22 protein-coding genes are annotated in these 18,876 nt (G+C 34.4%); 8 read left to right on the forward strand and 14 right to left on the reverse strand.

Translation table 11 applies throughout. The features are described 5' to 3' along the window. The first annotated feature begins 65 nt into the window (after positions 1-65). Positions 66-1,898: a membrane protein insertase YidC gene (yidC, locus tag ACQ33O_RS06450; protein WP_430994745.1), complete on the forward strand. Its 1,833-nt coding sequence runs from the start codon at positions 66-68 to the stop codon at positions 1,896-1,898. A 127-nt stretch (positions 1,899-2,025) separates the two neighbouring features. After that, positions 2,026-2,682 (forward strand): hypothetical protein, encoded by a 657-nt coding sequence (locus ACQ33O_RS06455; RefSeq protein ID WP_430994746.1) that lies wholly within the window; start codon positions 2,026-2,028, stop codon positions 2,680-2,682. Positions 2,683-2,746: 64 nt separating this feature from the next. Here ACQ33O_RS06455 and ACQ33O_RS06460 read toward each other — a convergent pair whose 3' ends face one another. Beyond that, a complete protein-coding gene (locus ACQ33O_RS06460; protein WP_430994747.1) occupies positions 2,747-3,097 on the reverse strand; it encodes a hypothetical protein in 351 nt (116 codons plus the stop codon). 156 nt (positions 3,098-3,253) lie between these two features. On the opposite strand from ACQ33O_RS06460, the gene ACQ33O_RS06465 reads away from it, so the two are divergent. The 3 genes from ACQ33O_RS06465 to ACQ33O_RS06475 all read left to right on the forward strand — a co-directional run bounded on the left by ACQ33O_RS06465 (position 3,254) and on the right by ACQ33O_RS06475 (position 6,287). Beyond that, positions 3,254-4,675: a tetratricopeptide repeat protein gene (locus ACQ33O_RS06465; protein ID WP_430994748.1), complete on the forward strand. Its 1,422-nt coding sequence runs from the start codon at positions 3,254-3,256 to the stop codon at positions 4,673-4,675. 107 nt (positions 4,676-4,782) lie between these two features. Further along, positions 4,783-5,544 (forward strand): phosphosulfolactate synthase, encoded by a 762-nt coding sequence (locus tag ACQ33O_RS06470; protein WP_430994749.1) that lies wholly within the window; start codon positions 4,783-4,785, stop codon positions 5,542-5,544. 5 nt (positions 5,545-5,549) lie between these two features. Next, entirely contained in the window at positions 5,550-6,287 is a 738-nt protein-coding gene (locus ACQ33O_RS06475) for a shikimate dehydrogenase family protein (RefSeq protein ID WP_430994750.1), read from the forward strand. Between the two features lie 34 nt (positions 6,288-6,321). On the opposite strand, the gene ACQ33O_RS06480 is transcribed toward ACQ33O_RS06475, so the two are convergent. The 5 genes from ACQ33O_RS06480 to ACQ33O_RS06500 form a co-directional block, all read right to left on the reverse strand. After that, complete coding sequence (locus tag ACQ33O_RS06480; RefSeq protein WP_430994751.1) at positions 6,322-6,756, reverse strand: acyl-CoA thioesterase; 435 nt, start codon at positions 6,754-6,756, stop codon at positions 6,322-6,324. A gap of 94 nt (positions 6,757-6,850) precedes the next feature. After that, a complete protein-coding gene (locus ACQ33O_RS06485) occupies positions 6,851-7,609 on the reverse strand; it encodes a hypothetical protein (RefSeq protein WP_430994752.1) in 759 nt (252 codons plus the stop codon). An 8-nt stretch (positions 7,610-7,617) separates the two neighbouring features. Beyond that, positions 7,618-8,103: an RNA polymerase sigma factor gene (locus ACQ33O_RS06490; RefSeq protein WP_430994753.1), complete on the reverse strand. Its 486-nt coding sequence runs from the start codon at positions 8,101-8,103 to the stop codon at positions 7,618-7,620. A gap of 125 nt (positions 8,104-8,228) precedes the next feature. Beyond that, positions 8,229-8,807, reverse strand: a complete 579-nt coding sequence (gene rdgB, locus ACQ33O_RS06495; protein ID WP_430994754.1) for an RdgB/HAM1 family non-canonical purine NTP pyrophosphatase — start codon at positions 8,805-8,807, stop codon at positions 8,229-8,231. 14 nt (positions 8,808-8,821) lie between these two features. After that, positions 8,822-9,319: a hypothetical protein gene (locus tag ACQ33O_RS06500; RefSeq protein WP_430994755.1), complete on the reverse strand. Its 498-nt coding sequence runs from the start codon at positions 9,317-9,319 to the stop codon at positions 8,822-8,824. Positions 9,320-9,375: 56 nt separating this feature from the next. Between ACQ33O_RS06500 and ACQ33O_RS06505 the strand changes: the two genes are divergently transcribed. The 3 genes from ACQ33O_RS06505 (at position 9,376) to rpsG (ending at position 11,505) form a co-directional block, all read left to right on the forward strand. Then, positions 9,376-10,440, forward strand: coding sequence for a branched-chain amino acid aminotransferase (locus ACQ33O_RS06505; RefSeq protein WP_430994756.1), 1,065 nt, complete (start codon positions 9,376-9,378; stop codon positions 10,438-10,440). Between the two features lie 144 nt (positions 10,441-10,584). After that, positions 10,585-10,959: a 30S ribosomal protein S12 gene (rpsL, locus tag ACQ33O_RS06510; RefSeq protein ID WP_255157446.1), complete on the forward strand. Its 375-nt coding sequence runs from the start codon at positions 10,585-10,587 to the stop codon at positions 10,957-10,959. Positions 10,960-11,037: 78 nt separating this feature from the next. Next, positions 11,038-11,505: a 30S ribosomal protein S7 gene (rpsG, locus tag ACQ33O_RS06515; RefSeq protein ID WP_430994757.1), complete on the forward strand. Its 468-nt coding sequence runs from the start codon at positions 11,038-11,040 to the stop codon at positions 11,503-11,505. A gap of 74 nt (positions 11,506-11,579) precedes the next feature. Here the strand turns inward: rpsG and ACQ33O_RS06520 are convergent, their stop codons facing one another. The 8 genes from ACQ33O_RS06520 to rlmN form a co-directional block, all read right to left on the reverse strand. After that, the gene (locus ACQ33O_RS06520; RefSeq protein WP_430994758.1) at positions 11,580-12,092 is read right to left on the reverse strand and encodes a hypothetical protein; all 513 of its coding nucleotides are present in this window, start codon (positions 12,090-12,092) and stop codon (positions 11,580-11,582) included. 83 nt (positions 12,093-12,175) lie between these two features. Next, entirely contained in the window at positions 12,176-12,979 is an 804-nt protein-coding gene (locus ACQ33O_RS06525) for a hypothetical protein (RefSeq protein WP_430994759.1), read from the reverse strand. 10 nt (positions 12,980-12,989) lie between these two features. After that, positions 12,990-13,439 carry a hypothetical protein gene (locus ACQ33O_RS06530; RefSeq protein ID WP_430994760.1) on the reverse strand — a complete coding sequence of 150 codons (450 nt, stop codon included), beginning with the start codon at positions 13,437-13,439 and terminating at the stop codon, positions 12,990-12,992. 6 nt (positions 13,440-13,445) lie between these two features. Then, entirely contained in the window at positions 13,446-14,972 is a 1,527-nt protein-coding gene (locus ACQ33O_RS06535; protein WP_430994761.1) for a T6SS effector amidase Tae4 family protein, read from the reverse strand. 228 nt (positions 14,973-15,200) lie between these two features. Next, complete coding sequence (locus tag ACQ33O_RS06540; RefSeq protein WP_430994762.1) at positions 15,201-15,962, reverse strand: RluA family pseudouridine synthase; 762 nt, start codon at positions 15,960-15,962, stop codon at positions 15,201-15,203. Next, on the reverse strand, positions 15,959-16,990 hold the full coding sequence (locus ACQ33O_RS06545) for a pseudouridine synthase (protein ID WP_430994763.1): 1,032 nt from the start codon (positions 16,988-16,990) through the stop codon (positions 15,959-15,961). Before ACQ33O_RS06545 ends, ACQ33O_RS06540 begins: the two co-directional genes overlap by 4 nt. Before the next feature lie 109 nt (positions 16,991-17,099). Further along, complete coding sequence (locus ACQ33O_RS06550) at positions 17,100-17,735, reverse strand: hypothetical protein (RefSeq protein ID WP_430994764.1); 636 nt, start codon at positions 17,733-17,735, stop codon at positions 17,100-17,102. A gap of 89 nt (positions 17,736-17,824) precedes the next feature. Next, positions 17,825-18,874 carry a 23S rRNA (adenine(2503)-C(2))-methyltransferase RlmN gene (gene rlmN / locus ACQ33O_RS06555; protein WP_430994765.1) on the reverse strand — a complete coding sequence of 350 codons (1,050 nt, stop codon included), beginning with the start codon at positions 18,872-18,874 and terminating at the stop codon, positions 17,825-17,827. Between the last annotated feature and the right edge of the window lie 2 nt (positions 18,875-18,876).

The following is an 18,876-nucleotide window of genomic DNA, read 5'->3' on the forward strand; positions in this document are numbered from 1 at the left end:
TTTTTATAACTATACCCCCCAACAACTATAAACTTTACATACCTTTGCCACCTTAAATTTATATTATGGGAATGGATAGAAATACGGTTATTGGTTTTGTGCTGATTGGTGTACTGATGATGGGGATGTTTTATTTTAATAGCCGCGGTGATAAGGCAAGACAAGCAGAAGCTCAAAGAATAGCCGATTCGATCGCTAAAACTAAGCCAAAAGTTGATACAGCTTTAGCAAGAGTTGAAGCAGCGAAGTTAGATACAGCAAAGAAAATTCAGCAAGCAGGAAATTTTCCACCTGCAGTGAGTGTTCCAGAAGCATTAACAGTTCTTGAAAACGAAGTAGTAAAGATATCTTTTACAAATAAAGGTGGCCAACCTAAAATTGTAGAATTAAAGAGCTTTAAAAAATTTGACGGTAAACCGCTAATCTTACAAAGTGGCGACTTTAACAAGATCTCTTATAAAATTAAATCCGGGGATCAATCAGGAGTAGCTGAAACAAACGATCTGAGTTTTGCAATATCTACCAAAACAGAAAATGCTGATAAAAGTCAAACGATTATTTACAGTATCAAGGACTCTTCAGGTAGAGAGGTGCAGCATAAATATACATTGTACCCCAATAAGTATCTACTCGATTTTACAATCGCTATGAATGCGGTTGATAAATTGGTAGATCAAAATACAGTTACTATTAACTGGCAAACACAAACACCGCAGGTTGAAAAAGATATTACTTACGAGAAGGAACAAACGCATCTTTGTCATTTAGTGGAGGATAAATTTGACTACAATATGCTTGGTGTTGCAGGTGATGATAAGAAATTTGATAAAGCTGTTGATTGGTTAGCGATAAAGCAACAGTTTTTTATATCTGCATTGGTCAATAAAAATAAATTTCAGTCTGCAGAAGTAAAATGGACTAGTCCTGATACTGCTACTCACATACTTGCGCAAACGGTTTCTACTTGCCGGGCAAATATTACTGGTGGCGTTGTCTCAATGCAATTGTACTATGGTCCCAGTGATTACAATATCTTAAAGACCTACAATAACAAAATGGAAAATATTGTACCTTATGGTACGGGTGTTTTTGCTTTTGTAAAATATATCAATCGTTATTTTTTATTACCGGTATTCGATTTCTTACGTGCCAATGTAGCAAGTTTGGGTATTGTTATTTTATTACTTACTCTTTTTATTCGTTTGCTTACATCGCCTATTCTTTACAAAAGTTATGTCAGCGGAGCAAAGATGAAGGCATTGAAACCCGAGATAGATAAACTGAAAGAGAAATTCGGTGATGATAAACAAGCTTTTGGGATGGAGCAAATGAAGCTTTGGAAAAGTGCTGGTGTAAGTCCTTTAGGAGGATGTTTACCGGCTTTATTACAGATACCGATCTTTATGTCTCTGTATTATTTCTTTCAATCAAACATTGATTTAAGGGGGCAAAATTTTCTGTGGGCAAAAGATCTTGCGGCTTACGATTCAATCTATAATTTACCTTTTAATATTCCATTCTATGGTGATCATGTAAGTTTATTTACACTTACAGCTACACTTACAAGTTTACTTATTTCTATCTATAGTATGAGTAGTATGCAGGATAATTCAAACCCTGTTATGAAATATATGCCATATATCTTCCCTGTGTTGTTATTAGGTGTTTTCAATAGGTTGCCGGCCGCATTAACATGGTACTATACAGTTTCAAATACGATTACACTTATTTTGCAGATCGTTATTCAGAAGTATATCATCAATCCGGATAAGATATTGGCTCAAATTGAAGAAAACCGTAAGAAACCTGTAAAACAAAGCAAACTACAGGAAAGGATACAGGCAATGCAGGATGCTAATCAAAAAGTACAGGACCTGAAGAAAAAAAATCAGAAATAACCTGTTAAAAATAAAGTTAAATTAAAAAGGCCTGCAACCATATTGACAAGTTGCAGGTCTTTTATATTACATACCATCAAATTTTGGCATGAGATTTTATTATCTTTAGCAAACGAAACAGTAAAAAATGAAAACGATCAAAATAATAGCTCTCATTGCAATGCTTCTTGGCACACAATTTTCAATGGCACAGAAAGTAATGTCAGAAGGGACTATTGTATACAATATTGTAATTCAAACAAATAATAAAGAGCCGCAAATGGCAGATGCCTTGGACGGTGCTACATCAACCGTTTATTTAAAAGGTGCTTTAAGCCGAACAACAATGGTTAGTGCATTGGGTACAGAGTCAACAATTCACAATAGTCAAACTGGTAACGCTGTCATCTTAAAGGAATACAGTGGCCAAAAATTGCTTATAACACTTACAAAGGAGAATTGGGTTGCGAAAAATAAGAAATACGAGGGTATGGAGTTTAAAATAACTGATGAAAAAACTACCATTGCAGGTTACAATTGTTTGAAGGCAACCGCTCAACTTAAAGACGGTACAAGTTTTCTTGTGTATTATACGCCGGATATCAATGTTTCAAATAAAGAATATGATCAAACATTTAAAAACCTACCGGGTTTGGCTTTGCAGTATGAGTATGAATCGGGAGATATAAAATTCAAATACACTGTTTCTAAAATTGACATGAGTCCGCTATCGTCAAATTTGTTTGAGTTCCCTAAATCGGGGTACAGAACGATGACCTATGAAGAAAGTCAGAATAAAAAGTAAAATATTAGGCTAATAAAAAATCCCGATTTTAAAATCGGGATTTTTTATTATATAAATTAGATGATTATTTTTTAATGATCAATTTAACTCCTGAATATCCTTGCTTGATATCTGGCATCATTACTTTACTTTTATAAGGAATGATATAAGTTGTATTGCCTTTTTGATAAGTAACCAATGATGTATTCATCATACCAGTAGAAAATCTTTTACTAGAAGATAATAATGTACCTCTGTAAGAAAGCCCAGTTTTAAGATTATAAGACATTGCATTCCTTAACGAAGTACCATTGGTATTAACGTTAATTACGGCCTTAGTTTTGTTCCTTTTTCCAAATCCTCTATCAGCCAATACGGCATTAGCGGACCCAAAGAGAACGACCAAAATAAGCAATCTTTTAGCGAACTTGTACATTTTACAGTATTTACGTTACAAATATAACAGTTTTTTTTACAAATCAACAAACCTTGTACCAAGATTTTTGACATTTTCTTAACTATTTTTCAAAAATTGGGCCAAATTCTTGACTTTTACTTTAAAATGGTGTACTTTACAGAAACCCATTAGCACATGAGCAAATATCCAAATCGAGAAAACCGGGACGAATTACGAGAATTGTTGGAACAATACGATAACCTCAAATCCGGAAGAAATCACTCCTTTATAGACGAAGATGCTTTTGAAATGATTATCAATCATTTTGATGAAAAAGACGAACTCCTCAATGCATTGGAGGCTGCTGAATTTGCAGTAGAGCAATATCCCTATTCTTCCTCACTTTTATTGAAAAAAGCAGATCTGCTGATTGCTGATAAACAATACAGAGAATCATTGAATATTTTAGAACAAGCAGAAATATTAGATAGTAGTGATATTAATTTATATATTTTAAAAACGGATGCTTATTTGGCATTAGATCAGCAGGAAAAAGCAGCTGCAGTTCTTGAAACAGCATTGGATTATTTTGATGGTGAAGAAAAAATTGAATTGTTATTTGAGTTGGCAGATGTATATGATGACTATGAAAATTTCGATAAAGTATTTGATTGTTTGATGATGGTATTGGAGTTAGATTCCAGTAATGAAGAGGCATTGTATAAAATTTGTTTCTGGACAGATTTTACCGGAAGAAATGAAGAAGGCATTCGTTTACATCAAAAAATAATTGAAGAAAGTCCATTTAATGAATTAGCGTGGTTCAATCTGGCAGCAGCTTATCAAGGGATAAAATTGTATGAAAAAGCAATTGATGCTTATCAATATGCAGTTGCAATCGATGAGAAATTTGATTACGCATATCGCAATATGGGAGATGCTTATTTGCGTTTAAGAAAATACAAAGAAGCAATTGAAGTGTTGCAAAAAGTTTTAGAATTAGCAAGACCTGAAGATGTTATCTACGAAGCGATTGCACATTGTTATGATAAATTAAAAAATTACGCACAGGCCAGATTTCATTACAGAAAAGCAACCCATCTTAATCAGGATGATAGCCAGTTGCATTATAAAATAGCCTGCACATACATGAACGAAGGTGTTTGGGATAGTGCTATAAAAAACCTGCAAACTGCTATGCGTATTCATCGCATGCAACCCGAATATAATCTTGCTATCGGTCAATGCTATATGCAGATCGGTAAAATTGAAGAAGCCATTCAGTATTTTGGAAATGTTGTGCGTACGAAACCAAAAAACAGTAATGGATGGGTAGAGTTATTGAAATGCTTATACAGCGTAAACTGTTTTGAAGAGGGATTGGAATATGTAGAACATGCCATTCAGTTAACCAACGGTAAACTCATCTTTCATTTTTACAAAAGCGCCTTTTTATTTGCATTGCGAAAAACCAAAGAAGCCGTGATCGAATTAGAATCAGCTATGACCCAAAACCCTAAGCTCATAAAAAAGATGATCGAGTTGAATCCAGCTTTATTGCAAAATCAATCTGTAGTTGATGTTGTTGCCAGATACAAACAGAGTAAAAAATCCTAGCAACAAAATTTCAAAGTTTTTAAAAACTTCGGAAGTCTGTTGCGCTTTCATATATACTCTACATTGCCAAATTCCTTTTATCTTTGCAGCTATCAAAAAAAGTGAGCATGAATTTCAATCTTACACAAATTCCTGAAAGAGTAAAAAAACCACGTGTACATGGTATAACGATGGTGATGGATAAGGGCCTGAGTATTCAGGAAGCAAAGAATTTTATGAGCATTGGTGCTCCACATGTGGATGTAGTGAAACTGGGCTTTGGTACTGCATTTGTTACACCAAATCTTAGAGAAAAATTAGATGTCTATGCATCTTACGATATTCCTGTATATTTTGGAGGTACTTTGTTTGAAGCCTTTTTAATTCGTAATCAGTTTGATGATTATATCAGCGTTTGTAAAGAATTTGGGATAAAGCATGTAGAAGTGAGTGATGGTTCAATTTCTATTCCACATGCTGAAAAGTGCGGCTATATTGAAAAGCTTACTAAGCATTTTACAGTGTACAGCGAAGTTGGTAGTAAGGATGCTGCACATATCATTCCCCCATACAAATGGATCGAATTAATGAGTGCCGAATTGAGTGCAGGCTCAACATACGTAATTGCTGAGGCAAGAGAAGCCGGAAATGTAGGTATTTACCGCGGTAGCGGCGAGGTTAGAGAGGGCTTGGTACAGGAAATACTTACACAGATACCTGAGGAGCAAATTTTGTGGGAAGCTCCGCAAAAAGCCCAACAATTATACTTTTTGGAATTGATCGGTTGCAATGTAAACCTAGGAAATATTGCACCTACAGAAATCATAGCACTTGAAGCAATGCGTATCGGTTTAAGAGGAGATACGTTTGAACTTTATCTGAATAAATAATTTCAATGAAACTTTACGGCCTGATCGGTTATCCTTTAGGACATTCTTTTTCAAAACAATACTTCACCGAAAAGTTTGCGAAAGAAGGTATCACCGATTGTGTATTTGAAGCATTCCCTATTCCTTCAATCAATGAATTTCCTCAGTTGCTAAAAAACAATCCAAATCTAAAAGGATTGAGTGTAACCATTCCGTACAAGGAGCAGGTAATGCAGTTTGTAACTGAATTAAGTGATGAAGTGAAAGCTATTGGTGCAACCAATAGCATAAAAATTTCAGGCGATAAATTAATTGCTTACAACACAGATATAACAGGTTTTGAAAGATCTTTTAAGGAGTTAGTAAAACCTTCTCATCAAAAAGCGTTAATACTCGGTACCGGCGGGGCTTCTAAAGCGGTACAATATGTTTTTGGAAAGATGGGAATCGATTTTCTCATTGTATCACGAGTAAAGAATACAGCAAAAAATATTATTGATTATTCTATGATAGATGCCAATCTTTTGACATCACATACTATTATCGTTAATACGTCACCGTTAGGCATGTCTCCTAATGAACATACTTTTCCGGATTTACCATACGAGCTTTTAACTACGGAACATTACTTATACGACCTTGTTTATAAACCTGACGTTACACTTTTTCTGCAAAAAGGAAAAGCTTCAGGAGCTACCGTTAAGAACGGTTATGACATGCTGTTGTTACAGGCCGAAGCAAGCTGGGAGATATGGAATAAATAAATTATTTCTTGTCAGTGCAGAAAGTTCATTTTAATTATCGCTTACTCAATATATTTTTTAATGCATCCGGAACGGGCATTAATTTTTTGTTTTTATAATCGAAACAAACCATATCGGTTTGAGCATTGGCTACCAAAATGGTTGAGCTGTTTCTTTGAGTTGTTATCTTGTAAAATAATTCAAAGCCAATTTTAGATATTTCTCCACCTATAATATCGATGGTTAAAATATCTCCGTAAAAAGATTCGCTTTTGAATTCAATTGCTAATCCACTCATAATAAGCGCTGATCCGGCTACATCCAATTCCGAAAAATTATTTTGTTTCAGCCATAAAACCCTTGCCTCATGAATGATTGATACAAATGAATCATTCCCTACATGATTTCCATAATTTATATCGGTTATACGTACAGGTATTGTTATAGATGTAACAATTTTCTCCGGACTAACTATTTTGATTCTTGCCATTATTCTATTTAAAAATAAAATTATAGAATTAGATCGTAGGGATAAAATAAAACCCCACACCAGTGGGGTTTTTATGCTGATGGTAAAATAAAATCTATTCTTCTGAGAGCAATTTACTTAATTCTACAATATCCATAAAATTTGAAGGGGATGGAGCAATATTGTTATTGATCATTTTGTTTCTCCAGTTTTTAAATTTGCTTCTCCAGAAATTACTTTCGCTTACAACTTTATCTAAATACTCTTCAGCCTCAGGTTCTTTCCCATCCATATAGCCTAATAGGTTAGAAAATTTTGAAGATACTTTTACTTCTTGTCCGTTAGGTCCTATAAAACTCACATAACTATTGGGTGCATTCATCAATGATATATCATTAATAATTTCTCCGGTTGTACCCACTAACTTTTCTTTTTTATTTAATGTTGGGTCGCTGGCCAAGGGTTTTACTATTTCAGCTTTTGCGTACTGTAATTCAGGAATAATATCATCAGTATCAACGGTTGAGTTGACAATATTATCTTTTTGAATTCCAATTATATTCTTATCTGTTGGTATTGTAGTGATTTCGGTATTTTTATTCTCCGTTGAGTTATTTATGGAAGGAGCACTGGCGATACTGTTCGGAGAAGCTTTTTTAGTATCATTGTTTAACCATATTGCCGTTGTTGTAATAATTGTTAGAATACAAGCGGCTGCAGCTATTCTCCAATAAATAACTGTTGATTTTTTAGTTATGGTAAGTGCTGGTTTGTTTTTATCAATTGCATCTAATTGCTTGGCAATATTCTCCCATGCATTTATCGGAGGAGTCTCCTCATGGTCATACATTTTATTTTGCCAATTATTAGACATTATACTGTTTATTTGTGTAATAAGTTTGTTTCAATTACTTTCTTTAAAATCGATTTAGCCCTTGCTAATTGCGATTTACTAGTACCCTCGCTGATCCCTAATATTTCACTAATTTCCTTATGCGAATATCCTTCAATTACATACATATTAAACACTTGCCTGTAACCGGGGCTTATCTGCTGAATGATTTTTACAATATCTTTTTCAGCAAAATTTTCTAATACATTCCATTCTTTATCCTCAATGGTGTTCTCCTGGCTTTCAGTTACAGGGGCAAGCCTAACTTTTCTTCTGAAATACTCAATTGCTGTATTCACAAAAATACGACGCATCCAGCCCTCAAAAGAACCATCGCCTCGATATTTTTCAAGATTACTAAAGACTTTTACAAAGCCTTCTTGTAATAAATCCTGAGCATCTTCATTATTTCCACTATAACGCATGCACACAGCATACATTTTGGGAGCAAAACGAGTATACAATAACTCTTGCATTTTTCTGTTCCCTTTTATGCATTCCTTTATTAAGTCGTTTTCCGGTACAATATGGTTGCTTGTGCTACTCAATTTTTTTTAATTATTACAACAATTCGTTATAACATCAATGTTTACACATGGATTTATACACTTTGTAAAAAGCTGATTAGTTGTTTTATCGCTTTTTTCCGATGACTGTATATGTTTTTTTCCTCAATAGTCATTTCGGCAAATGATCTAAAGCTTCCTTCGGGCATAAAGACAGAGTCATATCCAAAACCCTTGCCTCCACGACGTTCTTTCAAAATTGTACCCTCACAGGTAGCCTCAAACTGATTCTCTTTCCCATTAATTATCAATGAAATGATTGTCCTAAACCGGGCTTTCCTGTCCTCTATATCAACCATCTTTCTTAATAGTTTTTCAATATTGTCTTCATTACTTGCTTTTTCTCCTGCATACCTTGCACTTCTTACTCCTGGCTCTCCATTTAATGCAAATACCTCCAGGCCAGTGTCTTCGCTGAAACAGTCGCCTTTTGTAAGTCGATAAATTGTAGAGGATTTTTCTAAAGCGTTTGCTTCAAGGGTTTCATGCGGCTCAGGAATGTCAATGTTGATTCCTGCTTCTTTTAAAGATAAAATATTAAACTGATTGTTTAATATTTTTCTTACTTCTTCAATTTTATTTTGATTATTTGTCGCAAATATTAATGTATTCATTAATGCAAAAGTATTCAAATACCGAAAACCTGCTTCAAACAATTCCAAAGTTTAACCTTTTCAACTTTATCTTTTTCCAATGCACTAAGTGTTGGTGCAGATAAATACACCTGGTTATTATAGCGTTGTATCTGATAATCAGGAAATTGTATCGGCAGTTCCAAACTTGCTGCGGTAACGCCGAAAAGCAATACCGTATTAGCTTTTAATTCCGATGCAATGGACTGATAAGTAACTTCTTTATTTTTTTCAACATTTAAAATAGCTACATCTTCCATACTTAATTTACAGGCCGACAATATTCCTAACAAAAAATTCAATGCCTCATCAGGTAAATGAATGGCTTCTTTACTGCTAATAACTATTGCTATTCCTTTTTTGTTATTACCCAAAAAAGAAAATGTTGCTTTGGATGAAACAGTTTTCTTTTTTTCGATATTGATATCAACCAACGATCTTTTATAAAGTTCTTGTACCAAAACAGGCTCCAATTTTATATCATTTAAACTCATATTTGGCCAGGTTTACCTTGCGTTTTTTTTGTACATTTGTAGCAAAAATAAGGATTATGATTGCAGCGGCAGATTTTAATATCACACTTACAAAAGAAAGCAGGTTAAAGGATTTCAATGTAAAAGAAATTCCGTTTGGAAAATATTTCACTGATCATATGCTGGTGGTCGATTATGCAGATGGCGAGTGGAAGACCCCTCAAATAATGCCTTATGGACCGTTGCAAATGTCTCCTGCATCGTCTGTGCTACATTATGGTCAGGCAATTTTCGAAGGTATTAAAGCGTACAAGTTCGCTGATGGTAATGTTTATATTTTCCGTCCGGAAGATAATTTCAAACGTTTCAATATTTCTGCCGAAAGAATGATGATGCCAGAAGTTCCAGAAGAGATCTTCATGGAAGGAATGCGTAAACTCATCAGCATCGATAATAAATGGATACCACAAAAAGCAGATCATGCTTTATACATTCGTCCTTTTATGATCGGTACAGAGGAGGCACTGGGGGTGAAGCCGAGCAGTTCGTATAAATTTATGATCTTGTTGAGCCCTACTGGTCCGTATTACTCTGCGCCAATGCGGATTAAAGTAGAAGAATATTATGTACGAGCAGTTAAAGGCGGTGTAGGTTCTGCAAAATGTGCAGGTAATTATGCTGCATCGTTGTATGCTGCAACTGAAGCTAACAGGCAAGGGTTTGACCAGGTTTTATGGACAGATGCCCATGAACACAAATATGTACATGAGTGCGGAACAATGAATGTGTTTTTTATTATTGGAAATACAGCCATTACTCCTGATTTAGAAGAAGGAACAACATTGGCCGGAGTTACCAGAGATAGTGTTATTACCATGTTACGTGAAGCAGGTTTGAAAGTAGAAGAAAGACCTTTAAATATTGAAGAAGCCGTAGAAGCCTATAAAGCGGGAACACTTAAAGAGGTATTTGGTACAGGAACTGCTGCAACCATTTCACCTATTAAAGAATTGGTTTACAAAGGGTTTTCTATGCAATTCGATCTGGCAAAATGGACGGTTTCACCGGAATTAAAGAAGAAATTAGACGGAATCCGTAACGGTGATGTGCCGGACACACATGGATGGCTTTATAAAGTGTAGTTTTCAACATCAAAAATACTCCCGAAACCGCCTACTATGGCGGTTTTTCGTTAAATATTAAGAAAATCGCATTTTTTTTAATTTTTAATTTTTAGTTTTTAATTATTTCCCTACCTTTGCCGTCCTAAAAATAAAGGGTTTACAATGCCTACAATACAACAGTTAGTAAGAAAAGGAAGAGAAATTATTAAAGCAAAAAGCAAATCAAGAGCTTTGGATGCATGTCCACAACGTCGTGGTGTATGTACAAGGGTGTATACAACTACGCCTAAAAAACCAAACTCGGCTTTGCGTAAAGTTGCTAAAGTACGTTTAACCAATAAAATTGAGGTTATTGCCTATATTCCGGGTGAAGGACACAATTTACAGGAACACAGTATCGTATTGATCCGTGGTGGAAGGGTAAAAGATTTACCGGGTGTACGTTATCATATTGTACGTGGTAGTCTTGATACTGCTGGTGTAAAAGATCGTAAACAAAGCCGTAGTAAATACGGAACTAAAAAAGCTAAAAAATAATAGCACATAAATTTTTAAAAAACGGTTGAGTAAAGTTTTAATACTTGAAGAAAATCAGCCTAAAATCAAAATTAAACAATGCGTAAATCACAACCGAAGAAGATTCCTTTAGCACCAGATCCAAAGTTTAACGACAAATTGGTTACCCGTTTTGTAAACAACTTAATGTGGAATGGTAAAAAAAGTGGAGCTTATATCATTTTTTATGATGCTTTAGATAAAGTAACTAAAATAACCAACGAAAACGGTTATGAAGTTTGGAAAAAAGCATTGGCTAATATCACTCCGGGTGTTGAGGTTCGTAGTCGCCGTATTGGTGGTGCTACTTTCCAAATTCCTGCTGAGGTTCGTGCCGACAGAAAAATCTCTTTAAGCATTAAATGGATGGTACGTTACAGTCGTGAAAGAAACGGACGTAGCATGGCTGATAAATTAGCAAATGAGATCGTAGCTGCAAGTAAAGGTGAAGGTGCATCTTTCAAAAAGAAAGAAGATACACATCGTATGGCAGAAGCTAACAAAGCGTTTGCTCACTTCAGAATCTAAGTTTACAACTAACTACTTATAAAAAATCCTCCGGTAATTATCGGAGGATTTTTGTTTTACGAATTAAGAATACATTATTTCAAGGTAAATATTCCTGAATAATTTTTGGGTTCAGAATAAAGTGTCAGACCAAACGCTTCCCATTCTAATTGTCCATATACAGAATACTTAAATTGATTTATACTATCTGTAGGATTGACCATAACCGCAAAGGGAACCCAATGGTTAAAATAACTGCTACCTTCTGTGACTGAAAAAGCTTGTACAGGAACATTGGTTTTATTCGTTTTTTCTTTCCCGTACTGAATGCCTAATTTATATTTTGACTTTTCTAAATCTACAAATAGAACAGACATTGTGCCAAAAGCAATGCTATCCTGAGAAATAAAATTCCATTTATTGGGTTCAGCTTTTGCAGAGGTATTATTAATACGTGTAGTAAATAACACGAGCCCAAACACAAAAACTAAAGCATAGAATAATCCCCATTTTGCTTTTATAACTTTTGCTACACAGTAACAGAAATAAATAAAGCAAAATGACAAACCAATTGTTAGTATCCATAGTATAAAAAATATGTATTGCATAATAATTTCATTTTTATTGGATTTTGCGTCGGTGGCATCTCTTTTTCTAACGTAAGTATATTAGACGTGTGTGACTATATGGTTCATTCATTCACAATATTTTCCCATTCAGTAAGCTTTTTTTCACTGATATGATGAGTATCTCCCTCTCTAGTTAAAATGCTAAAAAAGCCTCCGTAGTGACTAATTTTTATCGGAACCTTTGTTCCACCTTTTAAAATCAGTATTCCAAATTTATGTCCCTTCCATAATATCATTTGGTGCTTTATTCCGACGTCACTAAAAACATTCTCATCATCAGCATCCTCAGCAATTTTATAGCAATTTCTAAATGAAAATTCGGTATATCGCTTAACAAAATCTTCTTCTGATAATATATCATTTGTTGTATCAGTTTTATTTATTCCTACACATATTTCAGAAACTATATCAGATAGTTTTCCCAGCGAAATTTTAAATTTCGAAGACTCCATACTCTGTGATACAAATTTTATCCATTCTTGGTGTTTCTTCTCATTTAATAAGTAAAGATTATTTTTATCTAAAGTAAAAAAGCAAGGAGATGAACTAACAGTAATGGGTATCTTCATCCCATTTTTCAAAACGAGTACTCCATAGTAGCCGCCAATCTCATTTAATGAAAAGCCAGGAGTTGTTTCCATGTCATTCAATAAATTATTTGAGCTATCAATTGTCAAACAATCTCTAAATGAAAATGAGGCGTAATCCTTAGTGAATTCATCTGGAGTTGTAATATGATTTGTATCTTTTGGTATCAGGCCGATACAAATTTTTGAAACCATATCTGACAATAGCTCTCCTTGATTTTGAGCATTGCAAAATAAATTAGGAACAACTGATAATAATGCTAATAACATTGCTTTCATAGTTGCCAATTTAATTATCCTCTATGCCACGAACAGGAATTTTTATTTTGTATTTTTTTCTTGCAATTTTCAATTCGCCTCTAGTGCAATTTAATCTGCAGTTATTGCTTTTTTCTGTTTTTCGAGTAACTAAAATCGCTTTAAATCCATGACCGGAGAAAATTTTCTGTCGGTCTCCATTTTTTAGTATTTTGACTTGCATTTGCTTTAAATAGATATAATCATGTTGATCTTTCAGTGCAAAAAATGCAACTTTCTTTGAGCTAATAACAAATATTCTTTCAAGTTGATTTTCTGGAATACTATCATAGCTGTAAAAAGAACAGCTGCCGTCAAGTTTAATTCTATAATCTTTTATTGTGTCAATAGTAAAAGAATCAGTAATTGTATTTTTTATTTGACAATAAGTACAATTATTAATTAGAACCAATAAGGTCAATGTTTTTATTACTTTCTTCATATTATATTAATTTAATTTCCAGAGTACAATTTTCTCGACTCCACCCTCCGCATCAAAATAGTCGCTATAATGCGAACAATCTGAAGATTTTATACAGTGAGCACCATCATATAATGTACCATGTCCTAAAGCTCCAAATTTGGATGGCCATGAAGCCTGCATCATGTATATTCCTTTTTTACCGGTAAGGTATGAATTAAAATTTGCTCCATTTGTTCCTCCTTGTGATTTACTAACCGATATTGTAGCTGGGCCAAAAGTTTTCGTCATCCAATTAAATAACTTTGCAGAACTTATAAAATAATATTTCCCATCCGCACCTTTTGATGTTTGACCGCTGATAAATGGAATAGTTACTCCAGAGTAATTTAATGCTCTTGAAACTCTTAAAGCGCAGGCATTAGCATACTTTATAGGGTTGCTATTATATGCGGTTAAAAGGCTTCCGCCAACTAATTTGTAAACATCAGGAGCCGGCATGTCACAACCAGTGATGGGGTCTTTTGGATAATTATTAAAAACATCTAACCATTTTGGTAAAGCCTGAGGTGGAAAAGTCGTTGTATTATCGTTCCACCAGTATATATCTGGATCATAATCACTAATTGTAAAATCCGGTTCCGCGTCTGTAGATGTAATAAATATTACAGGCTTTACTGGAGGCAATGTTGGATTAGCTGGTAAACATTTACATCCACCACCTCCTCCTGTCGGAGTTGTCGGAGTAGTTGGTGTTGTTGGTATTGGGGTAATTGGTGTACCTGGAGAGTTATCAATTATTGTAGGCCCACAACTTAAATCCCCGGATGTAGAAACTACCGTACCACTTTGCATATACACCACACCTGTACATTTTTTTAAAACTATTGCTGAGGTACCAGTGGTGGTAATTCCGGTTGTAGTAAGCTGTTGTGAAGCAGATAGGGTATTTTCTATTTGCGGCCTTGCACTTGTAGTAACATCATGTGTTGTTAACCTTATCTCTAATGGCCCTTTACCTAGCTTTGTTTCAACTGATCCAATATTGAATACATTTTTGTTAGTTGCTACAAAATCAGTTGCTCCGAACACGGCTGTATTTAATTCCATGAATTTAATAGCAATTAGATCCGCCGCATAAGTGTACTTATCGTAATTGCCGCCTTGTACTAACTGTGATGTAATCTGTTCGTCCTTTATTTTGAAAAGAATAAAAGAGTTCACATATTTTTTATCTTTTAGTACTAGCGGTAATAAAACAACCGTGGTGTTATTTTTTGTTTCAGATAATGTTTTATTCCAAACCGGTATACCTTCTTGATTGGCTATATCTTTAACAAAATGCCTGCTGGCATTGTGTTCCTTTAAATGGTCAGCTAATCGCTTGACGAGACCACCGGCATTAGAACTTTCATTAAAAAAATCGCTTTCAACACCTTCCGGTAAAGAAGGAGAGACTAATTCAGTCTTTTTACATGAATTAAAAAGGAGAATGATGGATGATAGGATAAGTAATTGCCATTTGTAAATAAGAATGACTTTACTTTTAATCATAATTCTGGATTTAAAAATTATTCCTCACCTGTCTAACGCCATGGATTGGATGTTCGGCGCATACGAGTTTTCATGTGTTAGTATGAAACACTTTTTCGGAATTTTAATTGAATAAGGTGGGAAAGAAGATTGAGAAGAGAATTTCAATCTGTATGTAATGTAGTAATATTTTTTATTTGAAAAAAAATATTTTTTAATGTGTACTTAAGCGATGAGAATAAATGAAAATTAAATTTTATTCTTCTTCAACTGCTGCATCAATGCTCTAATATCTTTTGGTAACTCTGCAGTTAGGTCGTGAGCATTACCCTGCTCATCTTTAAATTTTAATTGATAGGAGTGTAACGCAACTCTGTTTACAATGGGTCTTTCTTCTTCATCATGCTTACTCAGTTTGAATTTCTTTTTAAAAGAAGAAAGTAAGATTGGTTTGCCATCGCCATATAATGGGTCGCAGGCAATAGGATGGCCGATATTTTTTGAGTGTACTCTGATCTGATGCGTACGTCCTGTATGTAATTTGAATTTTACTAAACTGTATTTGCCAAAATCTTCAACCACTTCATAATCTGTTACAGAAGGCTTACCTTTTTTATTAATGACCATCTGACCTTTAAAAACAGGATTCTCCATAATACCGGCATCAATGGTACCCGATTTATTTGCCGGTGAACCATGCACCAAACCCATGTAATATTTCTCTACATCTCTTTCTTCAAATTTTTTAGAAAAATATTTATGCGTTGCTTCATCTTTTGCAAATAAGATAATGCCACTGGTTTCTCTATCTAGTCTGTGAATAGTAAATATGCTACCATATTTTTCTATTAGCTTATCTTTTAGAGAGGGCTGTGATTGTTCTCTATCGGGAATGGACAGCATTCCTGCAGGCTTGTTTACTGCAAGAAAAAAATCGTTCTCGAAAATAATATCAATGATATATTTTACAGGACGACCGACATTTTTCTGATCGTTAAAATCTTCTATCATTTTTTAGATTCAGGAGCTTTTTTATCTTTTGGTGATATCTTTTTCTGTGCCGCATTCAGGTATTTTAAAAGCCTCACTTCTTTTTCGCTTAGATGACGCCATTTACCTCTTTCAACATTTTTTTTGGTAAGTGTAGCATACATCACTCTGTCCAATCCTTTCACATCGTAACCTAAATGTTCAAAAATGCGGCGTACAATTCTGTTGCGACCACTATGTATTTCAATGCCTATAACAGACTTATCTTTTGAATCTACATAACCCAATGAATCGGCTTTTATTTCTCCGTCTTCTAATTGAAGGCCGCTTAATATTTTGTCGAAATCAGCCTTGGTTAAGGCTTTGTCTAACTTAGCTTCATACACTTTTGTGATGTTGTAACTCGGGTGAGATAATTTTTGTGTAAGATCTCCATCATTCGTTAATAATAATACGCCAGATGTGTTTCTATCTAATCTGCCAACAGGGTATATCCTTTCTGTTGTTGCATTCTTGGTAAGCTGTAAAACTGTTTTTCTACCTTGAGGATCATCGGTAGTTGTGATATAATCTTTCGGTTTGTTTAATAGAATGTAAACCAGGTTTTTGGTAACGAATAATTTCTTTCCGTTAAAAAGAATATCATCCTTTTCGTTTACTTTAAAAGCGGGCTCAAGAATGATCTTGTTGTTTACTTTTACTTTGCCGTCTTTGATAATAGCAACAGCATCTCTTCTGCTACATACCCCACAATGCGCCAGAAATTTATTAAGCGGCATTTCATTAAATTTTGCCCCTGTAGCTTGTGTTTTCTTTTCAACTGATTCAACTTTACTCTTTTGTTCAGGTTTAGTTGCACCAGTTTTGGTATGCGTTGTTTTATAACTCACCGCTTCGGCTTTCAATTTTCTCTTTTCTTCAAATCGCTTATTGATAGCTTCTGCTTTTTCTTTTTTTGCTTTCTTTTTTGATTGCCTGTATTCTTCCTTTATTACGCTATTCTTTTTGGCGTTAATAAATTTTTGAAAATTATTCGAGGACTGGCTCATAATTGTAGTAGTTTGCTGTTTTTCCAACAGTAGTGAGTTGTAAAGGTAAATTAAAAAAGTGAACCCGAGGGGATTCACTTTTTATCATCATATAACTCTAAATATAAACCTATGCTGCTTTTTTATCGCTTTTTTTCTTTTTTGATGCTTCCATTTTTTTGATCTGATCGGCTGTAAGGTGTTTTTTAATGCTGTCTTTATTTTGTGCTTTCAACGCATCTAATTGTTGCTTTCTTTCGCTACGTGTAAGATTGTCATTGTCTTTAATTGCTTGTTTTTTTGCATGAAAAGCGGCTTTATCTGCTTTGATCTTTGCAACTTGATCATCAGTTAATGCCAGATCAGTTTTCATTTTTTCTAATTTTGCAGCTGCTTTTTTATCGTGTTCTGCTTTTTTATCCTTTTTCATCTGCTCCATCTTGGCTTTTTGATCAGCAGTAAGCAAATTCATCATCTGTGCTTTTTCTTCTTTCTTAAGTGCTTCTTTTTTGTCTCTGTATTCTTTAACAGTCAGATTTTCATTTTTTGAAAGTTCCATTTTTTTAGCTTTCATCGCTTCTTTGTTGGCTTTCATCTGTTGTTTCTGGGCATCTGTAAGGTTCAGGTCTTTCATCATGCCTTTATTATTATGCATGGCATGTTGTTTATGACCGCCTTTCATCTTTTTGTCACATCCTTGCTTCTGTGCGTTAGCAGCAACTACAAAAGTTACAACTGCTAATAAGCTTAAAAGTATTTTTTTCATCGTATTTAAATTTTGTACGAAATAATAGACGGAGCATTAGTCCAAAGGTTTAACAGAGGACTTTAAAAAAATGTTAATAGGATAGGAGATTATTTTCCTTTGTTGGCAAGTTGTCCGCAGGCTGCATCAATATCTTTGCCACGGCTACGTCTTACTCTTACATTCACCCTGTTTTTAGCAAGGTGATCGGTAAAATGTTGTGTGGTATCTTCATCTGGTTTTACAAAAAGTTCGCCTTCAATAGAGTTGTATTCGATCACATTTACAAGATGTGTAGGTACCTTACGGTAGATCTTTATCAGGTCATCTGCATCTTCTATTGTATCATTTACACCCTTTAATAAAATGTATTCGAGGGTAATATCGTTCTTTGTTTTTTCGTAGAAATAATTCAATGCACTTACTAATTCCTCAATGTTGTTTGATTCATTGATGGGCATGATCTCATTTCTTTTTTTATCATTGGCGGCATGTAACGAAAGCGCTAAATTAAATCGTACGCCATCATCACCCAATTGACGGATCATTTTTGCGACTCCTGCTGTAGAAACGGTAATTCTTTTCGGGCTCATACCAAATCCGTCAACTGCAGTAATTCTTTCAATTGCCTTTAGTACGTTTTTATAATTTAGTAACGGCTCCCCCATACCCATAAAAACAATATTGGATAGTTTTTTATCGAAACTTTTTTCCGATTGTTTATTGATAAGGGCTACTTGATTGTATATTTCATCAAAATCCAGATTACGTTTACGATCCATTTTGCCGGTGGCGCAAAATTTACAGGTGAGACTGCATCCGATCTGCGATGATATACAAGCCGTATTTCTTTTTTCAGTAGGAATTAAAACGCCTTCGATCATATGGCCATCAATAGTTTCAAATCTCGATTTGATCGTTCCATCACTGCTGAATTGGGTTGCATTTACTTTTAGAGGAGTTAAATGAAAATTTTCAGTCAATTTTTGACGCAACTCTTTTGATAAATTGGTCATTTCGTCAAAGCTCTGCACATTCATCTTCCATAGCCATTCATATACTTGAATGGCACGGAATTTTTTGTCTCCCATTTTTTCAAAATACTCTTTCAGTTCGGGAAGAGAAAAATTACGAATGTTCGGTTTTGTAGCTGTGATCATAT

The organism is Ferruginibacter sp. SUN002 (genome assembly GCF_050611725.1).
Lineage (GTDB): Bacteria > Bacteroidota > Bacteroidia > Chitinophagales > Chitinophagaceae > Ferruginibacter.